14 protein-coding genes and 1 pseudogene are annotated in these 18,900 nt (G+C 64.6%); 9 read left to right on the forward strand and 6 right to left on the reverse strand.

Annotation, left to right across the window (positions count from 1 at the left end; genetic code table 11):
• The first annotated feature begins 14 nt into the window (after positions 1-14).
• From JQ609_RS20305 to JQ609_RS20315, 3 genes are all read left to right on the forward strand, one after another.
• Entirely contained in the window at positions 15-1,520 is a 1,506-nt protein-coding gene (locus tag JQ609_RS20305; RefSeq protein WP_212274701.1) for a class I adenylate-forming enzyme family protein, read from the forward strand.
• Between the two features lie 90 nt (positions 1,521-1,610).
• Complete coding sequence (locus JQ609_RS20310) at positions 1,611-2,837, forward strand: GGDEF domain-containing protein (protein ID WP_212274702.1); 1,227 nt, start codon at positions 1,611-1,613, stop codon at positions 2,835-2,837.
• Between the two features lie 117 nt (positions 2,838-2,954).
• A complete protein-coding gene (locus JQ609_RS20315) occupies positions 2,955-3,548 on the forward strand; it encodes a hypothetical protein (protein ID WP_212274703.1) in 594 nt (197 codons plus the stop codon).
• Between the two features lie 143 nt (positions 3,549-3,691).
• Here the strand turns inward: JQ609_RS20315 and mfd are convergent, their stop codons facing one another.
• Both mfd and JQ609_RS20325 read right to left on the reverse strand, forming a co-directional pair.
• Entirely contained in the window at positions 3,692-7,210 is a 3,519-nt protein-coding gene (gene mfd, locus JQ609_RS20320) for a transcription-repair coupling factor (RefSeq protein WP_212274704.1), read from the reverse strand.
• Positions 7,207-7,497 (reverse strand): succinate dehydrogenase assembly factor 2, encoded by a 291-nt coding sequence (locus JQ609_RS20325; protein WP_212208624.1) that lies wholly within the window; start codon positions 7,495-7,497, stop codon positions 7,207-7,209. The genes mfd and JQ609_RS20325 overlap by 4 nt, the downstream gene beginning before the upstream one ends.
• A 59-nt stretch (positions 7,498-7,556) precedes the next feature.
• Here JQ609_RS20325 and JQ609_RS20330 point away from each other — a divergent pair, with 59 nt between their 5' ends.
• From JQ609_RS20330 to JQ609_RS20350, 6 genes and pseudogenes are all read left to right on the forward strand, one after another.
• Positions 7,557-7,736, forward strand: coding sequence for a hypothetical protein (locus JQ609_RS20330; protein WP_212274705.1), 180 nt, complete (start codon positions 7,557-7,559; stop codon positions 7,734-7,736).
• A 102-nt stretch (positions 7,737-7,838) separates the two neighbouring features.
• Positions 7,839-8,411 (forward strand): RtcB family protein, encoded by a 573-nt coding sequence (locus JQ609_RS35610; RefSeq protein WP_283813872.1) that lies wholly within the window; start codon positions 7,839-7,841, stop codon positions 8,409-8,411.
• Positions 8,332-9,033 (forward strand): RtcB family protein, encoded by a 702-nt coding sequence (locus JQ609_RS20335; protein WP_312014877.1) that lies wholly within the window; start codon positions 8,332-8,334, stop codon positions 9,031-9,033. The genes JQ609_RS35610 and JQ609_RS20335 overlap by 80 nt, the downstream gene beginning before the upstream one ends.
• Positions 9,030-9,653, forward strand: coding sequence for a peptide chain release factor H (gene prfH, locus JQ609_RS20340; RefSeq protein ID WP_212274706.1), 624 nt, complete (start codon positions 9,030-9,032; stop codon positions 9,651-9,653). Before JQ609_RS20335 ends, prfH begins: the two co-directional genes overlap by 4 nt.
• Before the next feature lie 78 nt (positions 9,654-9,731).
• Entirely contained in the window at positions 9,732-11,840 is a 2,109-nt protein-coding gene (gene recG / locus JQ609_RS20345; RefSeq protein ID WP_212274707.1) for an ATP-dependent DNA helicase RecG, read from the forward strand.
• Positions 11,841-11,962: 122 nt separating this feature from the next.
• A pseudogene (locus JQ609_RS20350) lies at positions 11,963-12,248 on the forward strand (GIY-YIG nuclease family protein).
• A 119-nt stretch (positions 12,249-12,367) separates the two neighbouring features.
• Here JQ609_RS20350 and JQ609_RS20355 read toward each other — a convergent pair.
• The 4 genes from JQ609_RS20355 to JQ609_RS20370 form a co-directional block, all read right to left on the reverse strand.
• Entirely contained in the window at positions 12,368-13,144 is a 777-nt protein-coding gene (locus JQ609_RS20355; RefSeq protein WP_212274708.1) for a DUF502 domain-containing protein, read from the reverse strand.
• Positions 13,145-13,241: 97 nt separating this feature from the next.
• Positions 13,242-15,068 (reverse strand): glutamine--fructose-6-phosphate transaminase (isomerizing), encoded by a 1,827-nt coding sequence (gene glmS, locus JQ609_RS20360; protein WP_212274709.1) that lies wholly within the window; start codon positions 15,066-15,068, stop codon positions 13,242-13,244.
• Between the two features lie 206 nt (positions 15,069-15,274).
• A complete protein-coding gene (locus tag JQ609_RS20365; RefSeq protein ID WP_249128218.1) occupies positions 15,275-17,806 on the reverse strand; it encodes an autotransporter domain-containing protein in 2,532 nt (843 codons plus the stop codon).
• Between the two features lie 77 nt (positions 17,807-17,883).
• Positions 17,884-18,342, reverse strand: coding sequence for a hypothetical protein (locus JQ609_RS20370; protein WP_212274710.1), 459 nt, complete (start codon positions 18,340-18,342; stop codon positions 17,884-17,886).
• Positions 18,343-18,900: the final 558 nt, after the last annotated feature.

Here is an 18,900-nt window from a genome sequence, read left to right on the forward strand (position 1 = left end):
ATCGAAGTGACGCCGTGACCCAGCCAGCCGCTTCGCCCACGCTCGATACGTTGTTCAAGCGGTCGTTGGCACGGCAGCCGGATGCGACGGCGCTGGTCGATCCGCCCAACAAGCAGCGCGTCACCGGGCAGACGCCGAAGCGCCTCACCTATGCGCAGGCCGACCGCGCCATTTCCGCGCTGGCTGCACATTTCATCGAATCCGGATTGCCCGCCAACTCCGTCATCGCGGTCCAGCTGCCGAACACCATCGAATTCGCGCTGACAATTCTGGCTGCCTATCGCGCTGGCCTCGTGGTCGCCGTGCTGCCCTTGCTGTGGCGGCAGGCGGAACTGACCATGGCGCTCAACCGCAGCGCGGCGCGGGCGATCGTCACCACCAGCAAGGTCGACGGCATCGTCTATTCGGATCTGGCCATGAATGCCGCGGCCGAAGCGTTTTCAATCCGCCATGTGTGCGGCTTCGGCACCGATCTGCCGGAAGGCATGGCCTCGCTCGACAATGCGATCCTGCGGGAATCGACTACTGCGCGCGCGGTGATCCAGGATGGCCGCAAGGCGGCGCTGATCTCGTTCGATCTGACCTCGGACGGTTTCCGGCCCGTCCCGCGCGCCCATCTCGGCCTGATTGCCGGCGGACTCTCGGTTTCGCTCGAAAGCGACGTGCCACAGGGCGCAACGATCCTGTCGGCGTTTTCACCGATGTCGTTTGCCGGCCTCGCATCGACGCTGACGGTGTGGCTGCTGTCGGGCGGAACGCTGGTGTTGCACCATCCGTTCGACGAAGAGGTGCTGGAGCAGCAGGTCAACGAGTATGCCTGCGACACGCTGATTGCCCCGGCCCAGCTGGCGCTGCGGCTGGACGAACTCGACCTCGCGGGCAGCCTGCCCTCCCTGCGCAACGTCATCGGCTTGTGGCGCGCGCCGGAACAGGTGTTGTCGAGCGCGTCCTGGTCGGCCCAGCAGGCAACCCTGACCGATGTCTACCTGTTCGGCGAAGTCGGTTTGTTCGGGGCGCGCCGGATTGCGGAGGACGGTTCGCCGGCCTTGATCAAACCAGGACCGCACGGCGCGCCGCGCGAACTGCCGGGCTCCTCGATCGCGGGCGACATCCTGCTGACGCCGCGGGGCACCCTGGGACTGCGCGGACCGATGATCCCGGTCGCGGCCTATGCGCCGCCGCCGCCCCCCAGCGACTCGCTGATCGCAGCCGCGCCGCGCGATTACGTCGACACCGATTATTCCGCGCGGCTCGACCGCTCGACCGGCGCGATCAACATCACCGCGCCCCCCTCCGGCATCATGGCCGTTGGCGGCTACCGGTTCCTGGCGCAGGACCTGCAGGAATGGGCCCGGCGGCTCGGACAAGGCGCGCTGCTCACGGCACTGCCGGATCGCCTTAGCGGCCATCGGCTCGCCGGCCGGGCCCAGGACAACGCGCGCGCCCGCGACGCGCTGACGGAACTTGGGCTTAACCCGTTGATGGTCGAAGCGTTTCGCGACCGGGCCAATTCCACCTGAGCGCAATCTCGCGGCTTGCGTTGACGCCACATTAAGCCCGGCAAACTAGGATCGCGCACTCATAATGGCGCGCTTGATCCGAGTTGTCAGATGTCCCAGCAAGGCCCGATCCTCGTCGTATCGACCGCAAGGCGGCCGTCGTTTGCCGCAACGCTCGATGTCGCAAAGCTGTTTCCGGTCATCGAGGCCGAATGGGCAGACGCAGGTCGCGCGGTCGAACAGCTGCAGCCGGCCGCGGTATTGGCCGCGACGTCCGACGTCGATCAGGCCACGCTTGCCGCACTCGCCGCGCCGATCGCGGCCCATCAACCTTATCTGCCGCTGATCGCGGTCGATCCGCAGGGAACGTTGCCCGAAAACGCCGTACCGTTTTTCCAGAGCCAGGGAGATTCCAGCCGCCTCGTCGCGCGCCTGCGCGCGGCGCTGCGCATCCGCTCGCTGCACGCGACCGTGATGCGCCGGCTGGTACCGGCCACCCGGATCGCGCTGTCGGACATCGATACCTTCCGAGATGCTACCGTGCTGCTGGTCGGCCGCGGCGGCGCCTACCCCACACTGTCGGTCTCGCTTGGCGAACAAACCGGCGTGGTCGGCGCGCTGAGCATCGAGGCTGCGGCGAAGCATCTCAATGCACGCGACATCGACGGCATCGTGCTCAGCGAAGGCTTTAGCCCGCGCGTGGTCGATGCGTTCCTGACCGTGCTGGCGGAAGACGCCCGCTTCCGCCATCTGCCTGTGGTGGTGACGTCAGGCGATCTATTGCCTGCCTATGAATTGCCGAACCTCGAAATCCTCTCGGGCGAGCCCGCACAAATGGTGGCGACCGCGCTGCCGCTGATCCGCCAGCATGCCTTCGAAGCGCATTTGAGCCGGACCCTGCGCTCGATCGACGCCGAGGGTTTGATCGACGCCCGCACCGGCCTGCTCACACCGACCGCCTTCGAACGCGACTTCGCCAGCGCGGTCTATCAGACCCAGCAACGCGGCGGCGGCCTGTCGGTCGCGCGCTTCGCCTTCGACCCCGCCCACCCCCGCGCCCAGTTCGACGGCGCGCGCATCATCAGCCGGCTGATGCGGCAGATGGATTTTGGCGCCGTTTGCGATGACGGATCGGTCGTGGTCGCCTTCGCCGAAACCGACCTCAAGACCGCGCATACGATCGCGCGGCGGCTGTCCAGCGTCATGCGCCACACCAGCCACGGCAAGCGCGACACCCGCGCAGAACCAACCGTGACGGTCGCGACACTGGAGTCGAAGGATTCCGCGAAGGCGCTGCTCGCCCGCCTCGGCGAAGAGGCCCATCGCGCCGCGTCCTGAATGTTCCGTCCAATCGTCCATGAACCCGCAGGGCCGCTGGAGCGACACAGGTTCGATGTGCTCGCCGCCTAAACCGACGGGCGCGGGCGCTTTGCGCCCACCGTCGAGGAAGCGGCAATGTTGACGAATAACATGGGGCTAACCTGGAAAGCTTCTGGGATCGCGTTGTTTGCGATGGCCCTTGCGCTCGTGGGAGGGCTGTCGCTGTTCAATAAGGCAAACCTCGACACGAAGCCAACCGCCGCCGTCGAACCTGCCATCGCCACCGCGACCAACTGCGCTGAATTCGAGGCGAAGGCCCGTAAGCTGTTCGACCAGGGCGGCGACACCGCGACGCTGAGTGGCACATTCGCGTCCGGCGACCACGTGCACCTGGCGATCGATTTCATCGGCGTCAGCTATTCCTGGGAATCGACCGGCGTGTTGGGAATAATGCCGAACGTCAGCGGCTCCCGCTGGTACAGCTGGCTTAAGTACACCGCGCACCGCAAGGCCACATACTCGCCCGAGCACACGCTCATATCATCCGTGTCCAACGGGAAGATCAGCGGATTGGCCAGGTTGGAGGTGAAGTTCGATGTAGCCACCGCTGGAGATGGCGCGATAACAATCAAGAAGACCAGCGGGCTGTCCATATCGCCGACGGTCGTGATCGCGAGCTGCAAAGCCTCGAATGAGGCGCCCCCGATTGCACGGGGATTGTCGAGCTGATGCGGCTCGACAAAGAAGTGCAGCGCGCCGGGTCGTAGCCGTCCGATCCCGTCATTGCGAGCGTAGCGAAGCAATCCATCTCGCAGCATGCCGACACATGGATTGCTTCGCTACGCTCGCAATGACGGGGATGGTTCGGAGCCCTACGCCGCCTTCTTGTTCTCCGCGAGATTGGCGAGCTGCCGCAAAATCTCGGTCGTGCCCATCAGCCGTTCTTCCGGCGTCTTCCATACCTGCAGGAACACCACCTTCATGTCGGGCCGCACCTTGGCGGCCTGGCCGTGCTGGCGGATGAAGAACACCAGCCGGTCCGGCTGCGCGAACTTGTTGTCGCGGAAGCTGATGACGGCGCCCTTTGGCCCGGCATCGACCTTCTCGACATTGGCCCTTCGGCAATAGGCCTTGATCGCGGCGACCTTGAACAGATAGCGCACCTCGTCCGGCAGCACGCCGAAACGGTCGCGCATCTCGGCGGCGAAATTGTCGATCTCCTCGTCGGTCTCGAGATCGGCGAGCCGGCGGTACAGCGACAGCCGCACCGCGAGGTCGTTGACGTAGTCCTCCGGGATCAGCACGGGCATGCCGATGGTGATCTGCGGCGACCAGCGGTCGGCCGCCGGCTCGACCACACCGGCCTTGAGGTTGAGGATCGCCTCTTCCAGCATCGATTGATAAAGCTCGAAGCCGACTTCCTTGATGTGGCCGGATTGCTCCTCGCCGAGCAGATTGCCGGCGCCTCTGATATCGAGGTCGTGCGATGCGAGCTGGAAGCCCGCGCCCAGCGTTTCCAGCGATTGCAGCACCTTGAGCCGCCGTTCGGCTTGGGCTGTGATCTTCTGCTGCGCCGGCAGCGTGAACAGCGCATAGGCGCGCAGTTTCGAGCGCCCCACCCGGCCGCGCAGCTGATAGAGCTGCGCGAGGCCGAACATGTCGGCGCGGTGCACGATCAGCGTATTGGCCGAGGGAATGTCGAGCCCGGATTCGACGATCGTGGTCGAGAGCAGGACGTCGTATTTGCCGTCGTAGAACGCCGACATGATGTCTTCGATCACGGTCGGCGGCATCTGGCCATGGGCGACAGCGACTTTCATCTCCGGCACGGTCTTGTCGAGGAAGTCCTTTACGCTCGCGAGATCCTCGATACGCGGCACCACATAAAACGCCTGCCCGCCGCGGTAGCGTTCGCGCAGCAGCGCCTCGCGGATCATCAGGGGGTCATGCGGCGCCACGAAGGTGCGTACCGCGAGGCGATCGACCGGCGGCGACGCAATGATCGAGAGGTCGCGCACGCCGGTCAGCGCCAGTTGCAGCGTGCGGGGAATCGGCGTCGCACTCAACGTCAGCACATGGACCTGCGCGCGCAATTGCTTCAGCCGCTCCTTGTGGCTGACGCCAAAGTGTTGCTCCTCGTCGACGATCAGGAGGCCGAGATCCCTGAACTTGATCGCCTTGCCGAGCAGCGCATGGGTGCCGACGACGATGTCGACATTGCCTTCCGACAGCCCCTTCTTGACCTGCGTCAGTTCCTTCGGCGCGACCAGCCGCGAGGCTTGCGCGACATTGACGGGGAAGCCACGAAAACGTTCGGTAAAGGTCTTGTTGTGCTGCCGCGCCAGCAGCGTAGTCGGCACCACCACAGCGACCTGCTTGCCGTCGAGCGCGACCGCAAAGGCAGCGCGCAGCGCCACCTCGGTCTTGCCGAAGCCGACGTCACCGCAGATCAGCCGGTCCATCGGCCGGCCGCTTTCGAGATCTTTCAGCGTGGACGTGATGGCGCCGAGCTGGTCCTCGGTCTCTTCATAGGGGAAGCGCGCGCAGAACTCGTCATAGACATGGGCCTGCACCGGCATTTTCGGCGCTTCGTGCAGATGGCGCTCGGCCGCGATCTTGATCAGTTCGCCCGCGATCTCGCGGATGCGGTTCTTGAGTTTTGCCTTTCGCGCCTGCCAGCCGCCGCCGCCCAGACGATCAAGTTCGACATTGGCGTGGTCGGAGCCGTAGCGCGACAGCAGCTCGATGTTTTCGACGGGAAGGAACAGCTTTGTCTCGGCGGCGTAATGCAGCTCGAGGCAGTCATGCGGCGCGCCGGACACTTCCAGCGTCTGCAGCCCGATGAACCGGCCAATGCCGTGCTCGACATGCACCACGAGGTCGCCGGCGGCGAGGCTCGTGACCTCCGAGATGAAATTGTCGAGCTTGCGGCTCGCCTTGCGCGGCCGCACCAGGCGGTCGCCGAGAATGTCCTGTTCGCTGATGACGGCGACGTCGTCGGTCTCGAAACCGGATTCCATGCCGACCACCGCCAGCATGGCCTCGTTGCGCGGGGTCGCCTGCACCGTGCGCCAGGTGTTGACGCTGGTGAGGTTGTTAAGCTTGTGGTCGCGCAACATGCTGCCCATGCGGTCGCGCGAGCCTTCGCTCCACAGCGTGATCACCACCTTCTTGCGCTGCGCCTGCAGCGCCAGCACATGGGCGACAACGGCTTCGAACACGTTGACGGAGCTATCGGCGCGCTCCGGCGTGAAGTTGCGCCCCTGCCGCGCGCCGGCATCGAACACGTCGGAGCCGTGCTCGGGCACCGCGAACGGCGTCAGCCGCGCCAGCGCGGCCTCTTCAAGGCGGGTCGCCCATTCCGCTTCGCTCAGATAGAGCCGGTCCGGCGGCAACGGTTTGTAGATCGCGCCACCACCGGGATGCTCCAGTGCCTCGCGCCTTGCTTCATAATAGTCCGCGATCTGCTTGAAACGTTCTCGCGCAGCGTCCTCGCCCTGCGGTTCGATCGCGACCGGCGCGCCGTCGAGATAGTCGAACAGCGTGTCCATCCGTTCCTGGAACAGCGGCAGCCAGTGTTCCATGCCGGGATGGCGGCGGCCTTCGCTGACGGCTTCATACAGCAGATCGTCGCGCTGCGGCGCGCCGAAGGTCGCGACATACCCCATGCGAAAGCGACGGATGGTCTCGGTGACCAGCTGGAATTCCGAGACCGGCACCAGGTCGAGCGCGCGCATGTCGAGCAGCGTGCGCTGGGTCTCGGCGTCGAACGTGCGGATCGATTCCAGACTGTCGCCGAAGAAGTCGAACCGCACCGGCTGGTCGAGCCCGGCCGGAAACAGATCGAGGATGCCGCCGCGCACGGCGTATTCGCCGGGCTCGCGCACGGTCGAGGAGCGGTTGTAGCCATTATGCTCCAGCCAGGCGACGATGGAGTCCATCGGCACGACATGGCCGGGCGCCACCGACAGCGCCTGCGCCGCGACAACCTCGCGCGCCGGAACACGCTGAACGATGGCGTTGACCGTGGTCAGCACGATCAGTGGCTTGTCGCTGCCTTGAAGCCGCGACAACCGCGCCAGCGTGGTCAGGCGCTGGGCCAAGACGCCGCCATGCGGCGATACCCGGTCATAGGGTTGGCAGTCCCAGGCCGGAAACTGCATCATAGGCAAATCGGGCGCGAAAAACTCCAGCGCCCGTGCCAATTGCTGCATGCGAGGGCCGTCGCGGCACACCACCGCAAGGCTCACCGCCGGTGGTTTCGGCTTGGCGGCGACCGCGCGTGCGAGGTCAGCAACGACCAGGCCTTCCGCGCCCTCGGCGACATTCGCAAAGGTCAGCGCCCGGCCGGGGGCCAATAGCGAGGCGGGCGATTTGACTGGAGACTTCATGCGTCGTGGTCCACGGCGCGACGCGCCTTGATGCGATCGAACAGCGCACTGGCGAACTCGGGATCGAGCGGCTTTTCGCCGGTCAGCGCGGCATAGAGATCGGGATCGGGCACCTCGAGCAGCCGTTCCAGTTCGGCCATATCGCCATCAGACAGATCAGCGATCTCGGCATCGGCAAAGCGCCCGAGAATGAGATCCATCTCACGGGTGCCGCGATGCCAGCAGCGAAACAAAAGCCGCTTGCGGCGGTCATCGAGCCCACCGCTCGATCGTGTCGAACCCGTCATTGTCCCATTCCCATCCGAACGCCAAAAGCCCGGACGTGCCGGGCGGAGTTGATATAGCCATGGAAGCGGCGAATGTCAGTAGCGTTTCCGGCACAAATCCAAGAGGTCGCGGCGGACTTGCAGCTTTTGCGTTTCGCCGGTATGTGATCTGCGCGATCGGTGGCCGATTTTGGTTCGATCAACAGGGAGAAGGCTCGATGACGTTGATGTCTCGCCACCCCGTCGAGGGCATCGCCTAAGGGCGCGTGCGTTAGCCGCGCCGCTTGGGAAATCACGCGCTTAAGTCAGCGAACGCTGTGCTGTGCGCGTCGACGATTCCAAATCTTCTGAAAGCTTTTTAAATGGGCACTTCTCCCAAGATGGACGGCCGTGCGCCGATCCATGTCTTCGCCTCGTCCAAATCCTGGATCGAGGGCAATGCCACGCTTCAACTCGAACAGGTCGCTGGCCTAGCCGGCGTCCGGGCGGTCGCCGCCATGCCGGATCTGCATCCCGGCAAATATGGTCCTGTCGGCTGCGCCATTCTGACCGACCGGATTCATCCGCAGCTGGTCGGCTCCGACATCGGCTGCGGCATGGGGCTGTTTGCGCTCGATATCGCGGCGCGCAAGCTGCGGTTCGACCAACTGGCCGACCGCTTGAGCTCCCTCGATCACCCCTGGGATGGCGATGTCGCCGGTGTACTGGTCGATGCCGGCCTTGACGCCACGATGTTCGATGCTTCGCTCGGCAGCATCGGCGGCGGCAACCATTTCTGCGAGATCCAGGCGATCGAGGAAATCCTCATCCCCGGAGACGGCCGCGCAGGCGGGACTGGACCGGGATCAGGCCTATGTGCTGGTTCATTCCGGCTCGCGGGGTCTTGGTTACTCGATCCTGGAGCGCGTCCTGTCGAACGGTCAAGCATCGCTTGATCCCGCGAGCGATGAGGGCAAGTCCTACATGGATGCGCATGATCACGCCGTGCGATGGGCCAAGCTCAACCGTCGCATCATCGCCGAGCGGGCCGCAGCGGCGGCGCGTGCGGACCTGCGTCCTGTCAACGATCTGGCCCACAACATGGTCGAGCGTCAGGGCTCTGTCGGTGGCGAGGTCATGGCGCTGCACCGGAAAGGCGCGGCGGCTTCCGATCGCGGGCTGGTGCCGGTGCCGGGATCGCGCGGGACGCTGTCCTATCTGGTGGAGCCGCTGGCTCCGATGCGAACCGAGGCGCTCGCCTCGCTCGCGCATGGTGCGGGCCGCAAATACGACCGGGCATCCATGCACGGCCGCGTGCGGGGCAAGAAATCCGACGTGGCACGGCTGGAGCGCAATCCGTACGGCGGCATCGTCGTCTGCGGGGATCGCGGCCTGCTCGTGGAAGAGGCGCCGGAGGCCTACAAGAGCATCGATCGCGTCATCGCCGATCTCGTCGAGTTCGGCCTGGCGCGCGTGGTGGCGACGTTCCGGCCGCTGGTGACGTTCAAGAAGGCGCAATCCAGCGTCGCAGCGAGCAGCAGCAAGCGCGAAAAATCCTGGAAGGAGGATCGCCGATGATCCGGCTTCTCCTGACCAGCGGACGCGGTCCGGCAGAATGCCGGATCGCGCTCGCAAAGACTGTTGCGGCCCTCACCGCCGAAGCGACCGCACTCGGCCTTGATATCGATTGCGTGAATGGACCGAATCCGGACGGGCATGGTCCGGCGTCGGCGATAACGGTGATCCACGGCGACGCCGCCGCGGCCTTTGCACGGCCATGGATCGGTTCGATCCAGTGGGTGGCGCCAAGCCCGCTCCGGCCACATCACAAGCGCAAAAACTGGTTCATTGGCGTTTTCGAACTTCCGGCGCCGCCCGAAGCGCCGACAGCGCCGGCCGCGCACGACGTTCGCTTTGAAGCCTTCCGGGCCGGCGGCCCCGGCGGTCAGCACCAGAACAAGACCGAGAGCGCCGTGCGTGCGACCCACATTGCAAGCGGCCTGTCCGTCGTGGCGCGCGAGGAACGCTCGCAGCATCGGAACAAGGCGCTGGCATTGGAGCGGATTGCGACACTGATCAGGCTGCAGGGCGAACTGGAAGCGATCACCGCGCGGAATGACGCCCATGCCGCACATGATCGCCTCGAGCGCGGCAGCCCGGTCAAGCGGTTCAAGGGCGCCGCGTTTCAGGCATCGTAGGTTCTGCGGCACGAAAAAAGCCGTGGACGTTCGCTACAAAGCCGGGCATTCCCGGCCGAAACGGACTTAGCTTCCTCAATGCGCCCTCCTTTGCTCAATCCGCTGTTTGCTCCGGTCACGACGCTTCCTGGCGTCGGGCCGAAGCAGGACAAATTGCTGCGCTATCTGCTCGGCCGCAGCGAGACGCCGCGGCTGGTCGATCTGCTGCTGCATCTGCCGGCCAGCGTGATCGATCGCCGGGCGCGGCCAAAGATCCGCGAGGCCGTGCAGGGAACCGTGGTGACGCTCGAAGTCACCGTCGATCGCCACCGGCCGCCACCGCCGCGCAATTCGCGCGCGCCCTACCTCGTCTACGCCAGCGACGACACCGGCGACGTGGTGTTGACGTTCTTCCGCGCCAAGCCCGGCTATGTCGAAAAGCTGCTTCCCGTAGGCGAGAAGCGCTACGTCTCCGGCACGTTGCAGATGTACGACGGGATTCCCCAGATCGTGCACCCCACCAACATCGTGGATGAAGCGGCCTTTGCGAAACTGACCGGCATCGATCCGGTCTATCCGCTGACCGAAGGCCTCGCGCTCGGCTCGCTGCGCCGCGCGGTCGCCCAGGCACTGCAAAAACTCCCCGAACTGCCCGAGTGGATCAGCCCGGAAGTGATCCGCCGCTGCCACTTCCCGCCCATCCGGGAAGCGTTCGCGAGAGTCCATATTCCGGTCGAGCTCACGGACATCCTTCCCGATGGCCCGTTCTGGTCGCGGCTCGCCTTCGACGAACTTTTGGCGGGTCAACTGGCGCTGGCGCTGGTGCGGGCGCAATTGCGCCGGCCGGCCGGCGACCGCCACGCCGGTGACGGCCATCTGCGCAGCAGGATCATCGATGCGCTGCCTTACGCGCTGACGGCGTCACAGCGCGACGCGGTCGCCGCCATCACCGGGGATCTGCGACAGCCGGTGCGGATGCTGCGGTTGCTGCAGGGCGACGTCGGATCCGGCAAGACGGTGGTGGCGCTGCTGGCGGCCGCAGCCGTGACCGAGGCCGGCAAGCAGGCGGCACTGATGGCGCCGACCGAAATTTTGGCGCGCCAGCACATCAAGACCATCACGCCGCTGGCCGAACGCGCCGGCATGCGCGTGGCGATCCTCACCGGGCGCGAAAAGGGCAAGGAGCGACGGGAAATCCTGGCCCAGCTGGAAGCCGGCGAGATCGATTTTCTGGTCGGCACCCACGCGCTGATCCAGGACGATGTGATCTTCAAATCGCTGGCGCTCGCCGTGGTCGATGAACAGCATCGTTTTGGTGTGCGCGAACGGCTGGCGCTGACCAACAAGGGCGATGCCGTCGATGTGCTGGTGCTGAGCGCGACGCCGATCCCGCGCACGCTGGTGCTGACCTATTTCGGCGACATGGACGTCTCGGAACTGCGCGAGAAGCCCGCCGGCCGGCAGCCGATCGACACCCGCACCGTTCCCAACAGCCGGCTCGATGAAGTGGTCGACGGCGTCGGCCGTGCGCTCAAGGCCGGCAAGCTGGTCTACTGGATCTGTCCGCTGGTGGAAGAGTCCGAGGCCGAAGGCATCGAGCACCTCACCAACGCCACCGAGCGGTTCGAGCGCCTGCAGCAGCGATTTGGTGACCGCGTCGGGCTCGTCCACGGCCAGATGAAGGGCACGGAAAAGGACCGCGTAATGGCGCAGTTCGCCGCCCACGAAATCGGCCTCCTGGTCGCCACCACCGTGGTCGAAGTCGGCGTCGACGTTCCCGCCGCGTCGATCATGGTGATCGAGAACGCCGAACGCTTTGGCCTCGCCCAATTGCATCAATTGCGCGGCCGCATCGGGCGCGGTTCGGAGGCGTCCACCTGCCTGTTGCTCTACAAGGAGCCGCTCAACGAGATGTCGACCGCCCGGCTGAAAGTGATCCGCGGAACGTCAGACGGATTCCGGATCGCCGAGGAAGATCTGAAACTGCGCGGTGAAGGCGATGTGCTCGGCATCCGGCAAAGCGGCCTGCCCGGCTACCGCATCGCCCGCTCCGAAGTCCACGGCCAGCTCATCACCCAAGCCCGCGACGAGGCGCTGCGGATCATGAAGGACAATCCGAAACTCAAGGGCGACCGCGGCGAAGCGCTGCGCTGTTTGCTGTATTTGTACGAGCGGGATGAAGCGATTCCGCTGATCGGGGCTGGGTGACACTCGATCAGCCGTCATTGCGAGCGCAGCGAAGCAATCCATCGCGCGGCATAACGGATAGGTGGATTGCTTCGTCGCAAGGGCTCCTCGCAATGACGTGGAGGAGGGATCGGAGATGATGGATGAAACAACCCTGCGTCTACCTCGTCGCAAGTAAGCGACACGGCACGCTCTACACGGGCGTCCTCAAACCTGCCAAAACGCGCCTTCGAGCATCACGAGGGACTGGTGAAGGGCTTCTCGGCAAAATACGGCTGCAAAATTCTGGTTTGGTACGAACTGCATGAAACCATGATCGATGCGATCACCCGGGAAAAGCAGATCAAAGCCGGCAGTCGCGCGAAGAAATTGGCGCTGATTGAAGAATTGAATCCCGAATGGAAAGACCTCTACGAGACGCTGATTTGAGCCCGCGCTCACTCCCCGTCATTTCGAGCGCAGCGAAGCAATCCATCGCGCGGCATAACGGATAGATGGATTGCTTCGTCGCAAGGGCTCCTCGCAATGACGTGGAGAGAGACGGTGCCCTACTCCACCTTCGCTGGCTGCAGCGTGACCGCGTTGGCGGCACGCGCTGCTTGCGCGGCCTGCGCCGTCGCAGCCAGTGCCGCGATCTTCTTCTGCGGATCGGAGCCCGGCTGCACCACGCCGCAGGACATGATCAGGGTCGCGGCGTCTTCGGCGCTCATTTCGATTTCGAGGATCTTGCTCCTCGGCACATAGAAGAAGAACCCCGTGGTCGGGTTCGGGGCGCACGGCAGGAACACCGAAATGTGCTCGTCATTGCTGGGAAGGCGACTGGAAATCTCCACGCTCGGCGATTGCGAAATCAGCACGATCGACCACATGCCGGGCGAGGGAAACTCGACCAGGCCGACGCGGCGGAAGCTCGATCCCTTCCCCGAGAACAAGGTCTCGAATACCTGCTTGACGCCGCGATAGATCGCGCGCACCGCCGGAATGCGGCCGAGCAGCCTTTCGCCGAGGTCGACCAGCGTTCGCCCGATCAGGTTGGCGGTCAGGAAGCCGAGCAGCGTCAGCGCCACCACGGCGATGACCAGCCCGGAACCCGGCAGGCCGAACGGCAGGTAGGTTTCCGGCCGGTAGGCAATCGGCACGAACGGCCGCACCAGGCCGTCGACCCAGGTGACGAACCACCAGGTCAGATAAAAGGTAATTGCGATCGGTCCGGCGACCACCAGGCCGGTGAGGAAGTAGTTGCGGAAACGGGCCATCAGGCCGGTATGGACGACTTCCGGCGGGATTTCGGCCGGGGTGGACGGTGGCAAATCTTGGGGATTCATTGCGGTTCCAGGTCGCGGGGGCAGCCGGTCTTGTTCCAGCTAAGCCATCCTAGCAGGTTTTTGAAGGCCCGAGATGCCGGCAAGCACACCCCTGCGGCTATTCGACCGTGACCGATTTGGCCAGATTTCGCGGCTGATCGACGTCGGTGCCCATCACCACGGCGGTATGATAGGCCAAAAGCTGCACCGGAACGGCATAGACCATGGACGAAAAGGTCGCGGCCATGTCGGGCAGCACGATGGTGACCAGGGATTCGATGGTCGCCTCCGCAGCCCCCTTGGCGTCCGTCATCAGGATGATGTTGCCACCGCGGGCGGCGACCTCCTGCATGTTGGAGACGGTCTTTTCGAACACCCGGTCATGCGGCGCGATCACCACGACCGGCATGTTCTCGTCGATCAGCGCGATCGGACCGTGCTTGAGCTCGCCGGCGGCATAGCCCTCGGCGTGGATGTAGGAGATTTCCTTCAGCTTCAGCGCGCCTTCCAGCGCCAGGGGATAGCTGGTGCCGCGGCCGAGATAGAGCACGTCGCGGCATTTGGCGATGTCGCGCGCCAGCTTTTCGATCTGCAGTTCGGTCGTCAGCGCCTCGGCCATCAGGCGGGGAACTTCGACGAGGCCGTGGACCAGCTTGGTCTCGTCCTCGTCGGACAATTCGCCGCGCGCCTTGCCGGCGGCAACGGCCAGCGCGGCCAGCACCATCAGCTGGCAGGTGAACGCCTTGGTCGAGGCGACGCCGATCTCGGGCCCCGCCAGCGTCTGCAGCACGGTTTCGCTCTCGCGGGCGATCGTCGAGGTCGGCACGTTCACCACCGAGAGCGTGTGGACGCCTTGCGACTTGGCATAGCGCAGCGCCGCCAGCGTGTCGGCGGTCTCGCCGGATTGCGAGATGAAGATCGCCAGATCGCCCTTGCGCAGCGGCGCCTCGCGGTAACGGAATTCCGAGGCGACATCGACCTCGACCGGCACGCGGGCGAGCCGCTCGAACCAGTATTTGGCGATATGGCCGGCATAGCTCGCGGTGCCGCAGGCGACGATCGCGATGCGTTGCACACCCCTGAAATCGAACGGCAGTGTCACCGGCAGCATCACCCGGTCGGTTGCCATGTCGACGTAACGCGCCAGCGTATGGCCGACCACTTCGGGCTGCTCGTGGATTTCCTTGGCCATGAAGTGGCGGTAGTTCGCCTTGTCGACCAGCGAACTCGACGCCGTGTGCCTGATCGCGTCGCGATGAACGATCGCATTGTCCTTGTCGTAGATGGTGGCGCCCTTGCGCGTCAGCACCACCCAGTCGCCGTCCTCGAGATAGCTGACGGTATTGGTCAGCGGCCCGAGCGCAATCGCGTCCGACCCCAGATACATTTCGCCGTCGCCGTGACCGATCGCCAGCGGCGGGCCGTTGCGGGCGCCGATCATCAAATCATTGTCGCCGGCGAAGATGAAGCCGAGCGCGAACGCGCCGCGCAGCTGTGACAGCGCCGCCTTCACCGCTTCCACGGGACCGATGCCCTGGCCGAGCAGATTGTCGACCAGATGCAGCACGATCTCGGTATCGGTTTCGGTCTTGAAGACCGCGCCCTTTTTCTCCAGCGCCTCGCGGAGTTCGCGGAAATTCTCGATGATGCCGTTATGGACCACGGCGACGCGTTCGGTCGCGTGCGGGTGCGCGTTGTTCTCGGTCGGCCGGCCGTGGGTGGCCCAGCGGGTATGCCCGATCCCGGTATGGCCGGCGAGCGGTTCGGCCTCCAGCCGTTTTTCGAGGTTTTTCAGTTTGCCCTCGGCGCGGCGCCGCGCCAGATGGTCGCCTTCCAGCGTGGCGACGCCGGCCGAATCATAGCCGCGATATTCCAGGCGTTTGAGCGAATCCACCAACTGCTCCGCGACCGGAGCGCGTCCGAGAATGCCGACAATGCCGCACATGCGGTTTAATATCCCCAAATCGTCGAAAATTTGCCGAAGCAACGCCACGTTCCCTTAACGGGAAACGCGGCTACCCACCTACTCAATAATTATTGCGGATTGAGACAGTCTTAAGCGGAAAGCTTAACGTTTGCCATTGGTAAGCGGCGTCCAATGGACTTAGGCGAACCCGGCGCGGAGGGCAATGTCCAGCCCTGCCCGCCGCCTCACCACGCGTAGCGCACCACGCCCTTGCCGGCGTAGCTTTCGGTCACGTTGGAGAACTCGCCCTCGAAGGAGCCGGCGATCGACCAGCCGTTGATCCACTTCATCTCGGCCGAGCCGGTCACCAGCGCTGCATCCGCGGCCTGCCGCGCGCCGTTGACGACGAAGGATGCACCCGGCAGCGTCTGGAACGTGGCGCCGATCGAGCGGTCCGGATTGAAGTCATGCGCCCAGGCCGCGCGGCCGCGCAGCGTGAAGACGCCGTTCTGCACGGCGTATGATTTGTCGGTGCGCAGGCCGAGTTCGCTGCGGGTGCTGGTGACACTCTTGGCGTTGTACGCGAGCGCAAAGGTGTTGGCGCCGACGATCGCCTGCTCGGCGTAAGCTGGCAGTTCGAACGTCGTGAACTGTCCGGCCGCGTACGGCGTCCAGCCAAAACCGTGCGACACGAAGCGATAGCCGCCTTCAACGCGGCCCGACCAGGCGTTGGCGTTGAACTGTGCGCGCAGGCGGTCGATGCCGGCGACCGTCACGGTGCGATCGGTGGTGACATCCTGCCAGCCATAGGCCAGCGCGCCGGTGATATAGGCCGGGCCGATAGTATGCCGGATGAATGCACCGGCCTGGAATAGGTCGGATCGGCCGGAGCCAAATCCATTGACGCTGAAATTGGTGCCGCCGCCGGCCAATGCAAAACCGGCTATCGTGTTCGGCGAGAGGCGATAGTCGGCGCCGACGGCACCAGCAGCGAGGCTGCTACGCGTGTTGTTCGACCCAAGCACCGTATTGCCGTCCGTCGTCTGCGACCCGCCAAAGCCTGCCGCCCACACGCTCCAGCGTTGTTCGAAACTCGGCGCGATCAGCGGCGCCTTGGTGTAGATCGCCGCCAGCGCATCGTTCGGTTTGCGCTTGGCGGCATAAGCGAGGCTCTCCTCCGCATATGCATTCGGATTGCCACCGCCGCTGATCGGATTGCCACGGCCGGCGATGAACGGATCGGTCATCACCCCCATGAACTGGTTCATCGCATTGAACGTGGTCTGCTGCGAACCGGTGGCGGTCTCGCCGGAGATCTGTGTCAGCCCGAACGGTGTCAATCCGCCGAACACGATCGGAATGCCACCTGTGGTGTTGAAGAAATTGACGATGGCGTTGCCGACGTTCTGCTGATTGACATTGAGCCCCGTGCCCGGCGGCGGCACGAAATTGAGCGCGAGGTTGAGATACGCATTGTTGGCGTCGAAACTCAGGCTCGAGTTGAATCCGCCGGGCAGATTGGTGTTGACCGGACCACTGAACGTACCGTTCACGCCGCCCGCCGCGTTGAGGATGGTGTACTGTTTGGCGACGTAAGTGCCCGCCGCAAAATTCGCGTTCACCGTCGCGCCGCCGAGCGTCGCCGCGCCGGTGACGTTGACGCGATCGGCGTTGGACGGCGAGACCTCGACCAGATAGCTCGATGCCGCCGTAAGCACGAGGCTGCCCTGCACGGTCAAAAGCCCGATCGAATTGCCCGGCGCGAGCGTGCCGCCATTGATCGTCGTGTTGCCGACGGTGCCGTTGCCGCCGAGCGTTGCGCCGGCGTTCACCGTGGTCATCGCCGACGACGAGATCGAACCGTTCACCGCAAGCAGGCCTGCGTTGACGGTCGTGTTGCCGGTGTAGGTGTTGTTGCCGGTAAGGTTGAGCGCGCCGGCCCCGTCCTTCTGCAGCGCGCCGCTACCTGAGACAACGCCGTCGAACTGGACCGCGTCCGAGCGGTTGAAGGCGAGCGTGCCGCTGTTCGCGACGTCGCCGAGGATCGAGCCGGTGGTGCCGCCGGCGCCGAGCTGCAGGGTGGCACCGGTCTGAATCGTCGTGCCGCCGGCATAGGTGTTGGTGCCGGAGAGGACGAGCAGACCCGTGCTGCCGCCGACGGTGTTCGGCGTTGCGACGGTGAGGCCTCCGGCGCCGGTGATCGCCCCGCTCGACTGGCCGCCGCCGGCCAGCAGCGAGGGACCGCTGATGATCACGGTGCCGGCCGACTGAAGATTGGCGACACGCGAGGTACCGAGAATTCCTGGAGACGCGAAATCGATCGTCGCACCGGCGGCGATGTTCGTGGCGGTTGCGTTACCCGCGAAGAAACCGAGCGTGCCGCTGGTACCGCGCAACGTGCCGCCCAGAACATCCACCGTGAAGGCTGGCGCGCCGCCGAATCCGGCGCCAACGTTCGACCAGACCACCGTGCCGGTGCCGCCTGCCTCGCCGAATTGGATCCCGGCCGCGCCGGCGTTCGCGGAAAAGAAGCCCGTGAGGGTCAAGGTCTGGCCATTGGCCGCACTGATGCGTGAAGCTCCGCCGCCGTTCACGGTTATCTGGTTTGTGAGCGAGCCGGTGACAGTCGACCGCAAGGCGCCGGCGTCGAAGCGCACATTGTTCGTCCCGAGCGCAGCGGCGTCCCCGATCTCGACCGTGCCGGACGTGATCGTGGTGCCGCCGGTGAAGGTGTTGGCATTATTCAGAATAACGGTGCCGGAACCCGCGATGGTCAATGCGCCGGCTCCAGCGACCAGGCCGTCGACTGTTAGATGCGCTGCGGAGCTCGCAGTGGTGATCACCGTATTGGAATTCAGTTGCAGTGTTGTGGTGGAAAAAAGTCCACTGTGATATTGCTGGTCTGAACATTGATCGCCGCCGACCCTGCACTGACCTGCATGATCAACGTCCCCACTTGAAAGCCATAGCCGCTGTTGGCGATGGAACTATCGAGGTTCAGCGTACCGACCGTGAACGGACCACCGTTCAGACCAACGCCGACGCTGGTGAAAGGACTGACCGCGTTGAACGTCGCAGTTGCGTCGATCGCATCGGGAACGCTGGCGGGCGTCCAGTTGGCCGCGACGCTCCAGTCTCCGGTGCCATTCCAGGTCTGTGCAGCGGCTCGGTCGGTGAGCGCCACATTGGTCAGCACGGCGGCTGCCGCGCTGAACGCCCCCATCGCAATTGGGCGAACGAGCCGTGCCAGCGATCCCGTTAGTGCGCTGTCCGACGTCGCGCGATGGCGCCTGTTGAGCAGTTGCTGCGCCATCGCAATTTCCTAGTAAATATAAGTATAGCGTACGATTCAGGCTCCGACCCTATCGATGCGGGGGATCGGCAGCAACGCGACGGCACCGGTCCGACCGCTTTAAACGGTTGTGCGCTAATTCGGCCACAGCGGCCAATTGAACGAGGAGATAAGCGGGATTTGCAGTGGGCGAACTGCGGGTGCTGGTCACGCTCCTGGCGTTGTAGTCGAGCGCAAAGGTGTTGGCGCCGACAATCGCCTGCTCCGGCATAGAGGTGCGACAAAACAACCCGACGGGCAAATCAGTTCTGATTTACGGAAATCATGTCAAGTCGAAAATTTCTATAAATCAAAGATATTTCGCTTTCGCCGTCGGGCAAATCATCTCTACGAGTTTGCGTTATCCCGTCCCACTCAGAGGGCGTCGGCCGTCGTCACGACGAGGGGCGGGTTGCGGTGGACGTAACAGTTGCGATGGACGGTCGCGGCTGAAGCGTACGGCGAAAGCGTGTGGTCCTGGCGCCCGTAACGGCGTCAAGTCTTGCGGAGCGATCTGCGAGGCGACGGTGGCAATAGAGG

Source organism: Bradyrhizobium sp. AUGA SZCCT0169, from assembly GCF_018130085.1.
In the GTDB taxonomy this organism is placed as follows: domain Bacteria; phylum Pseudomonadota; class Alphaproteobacteria; order Rhizobiales; family Xanthobacteraceae; genus Bradyrhizobium.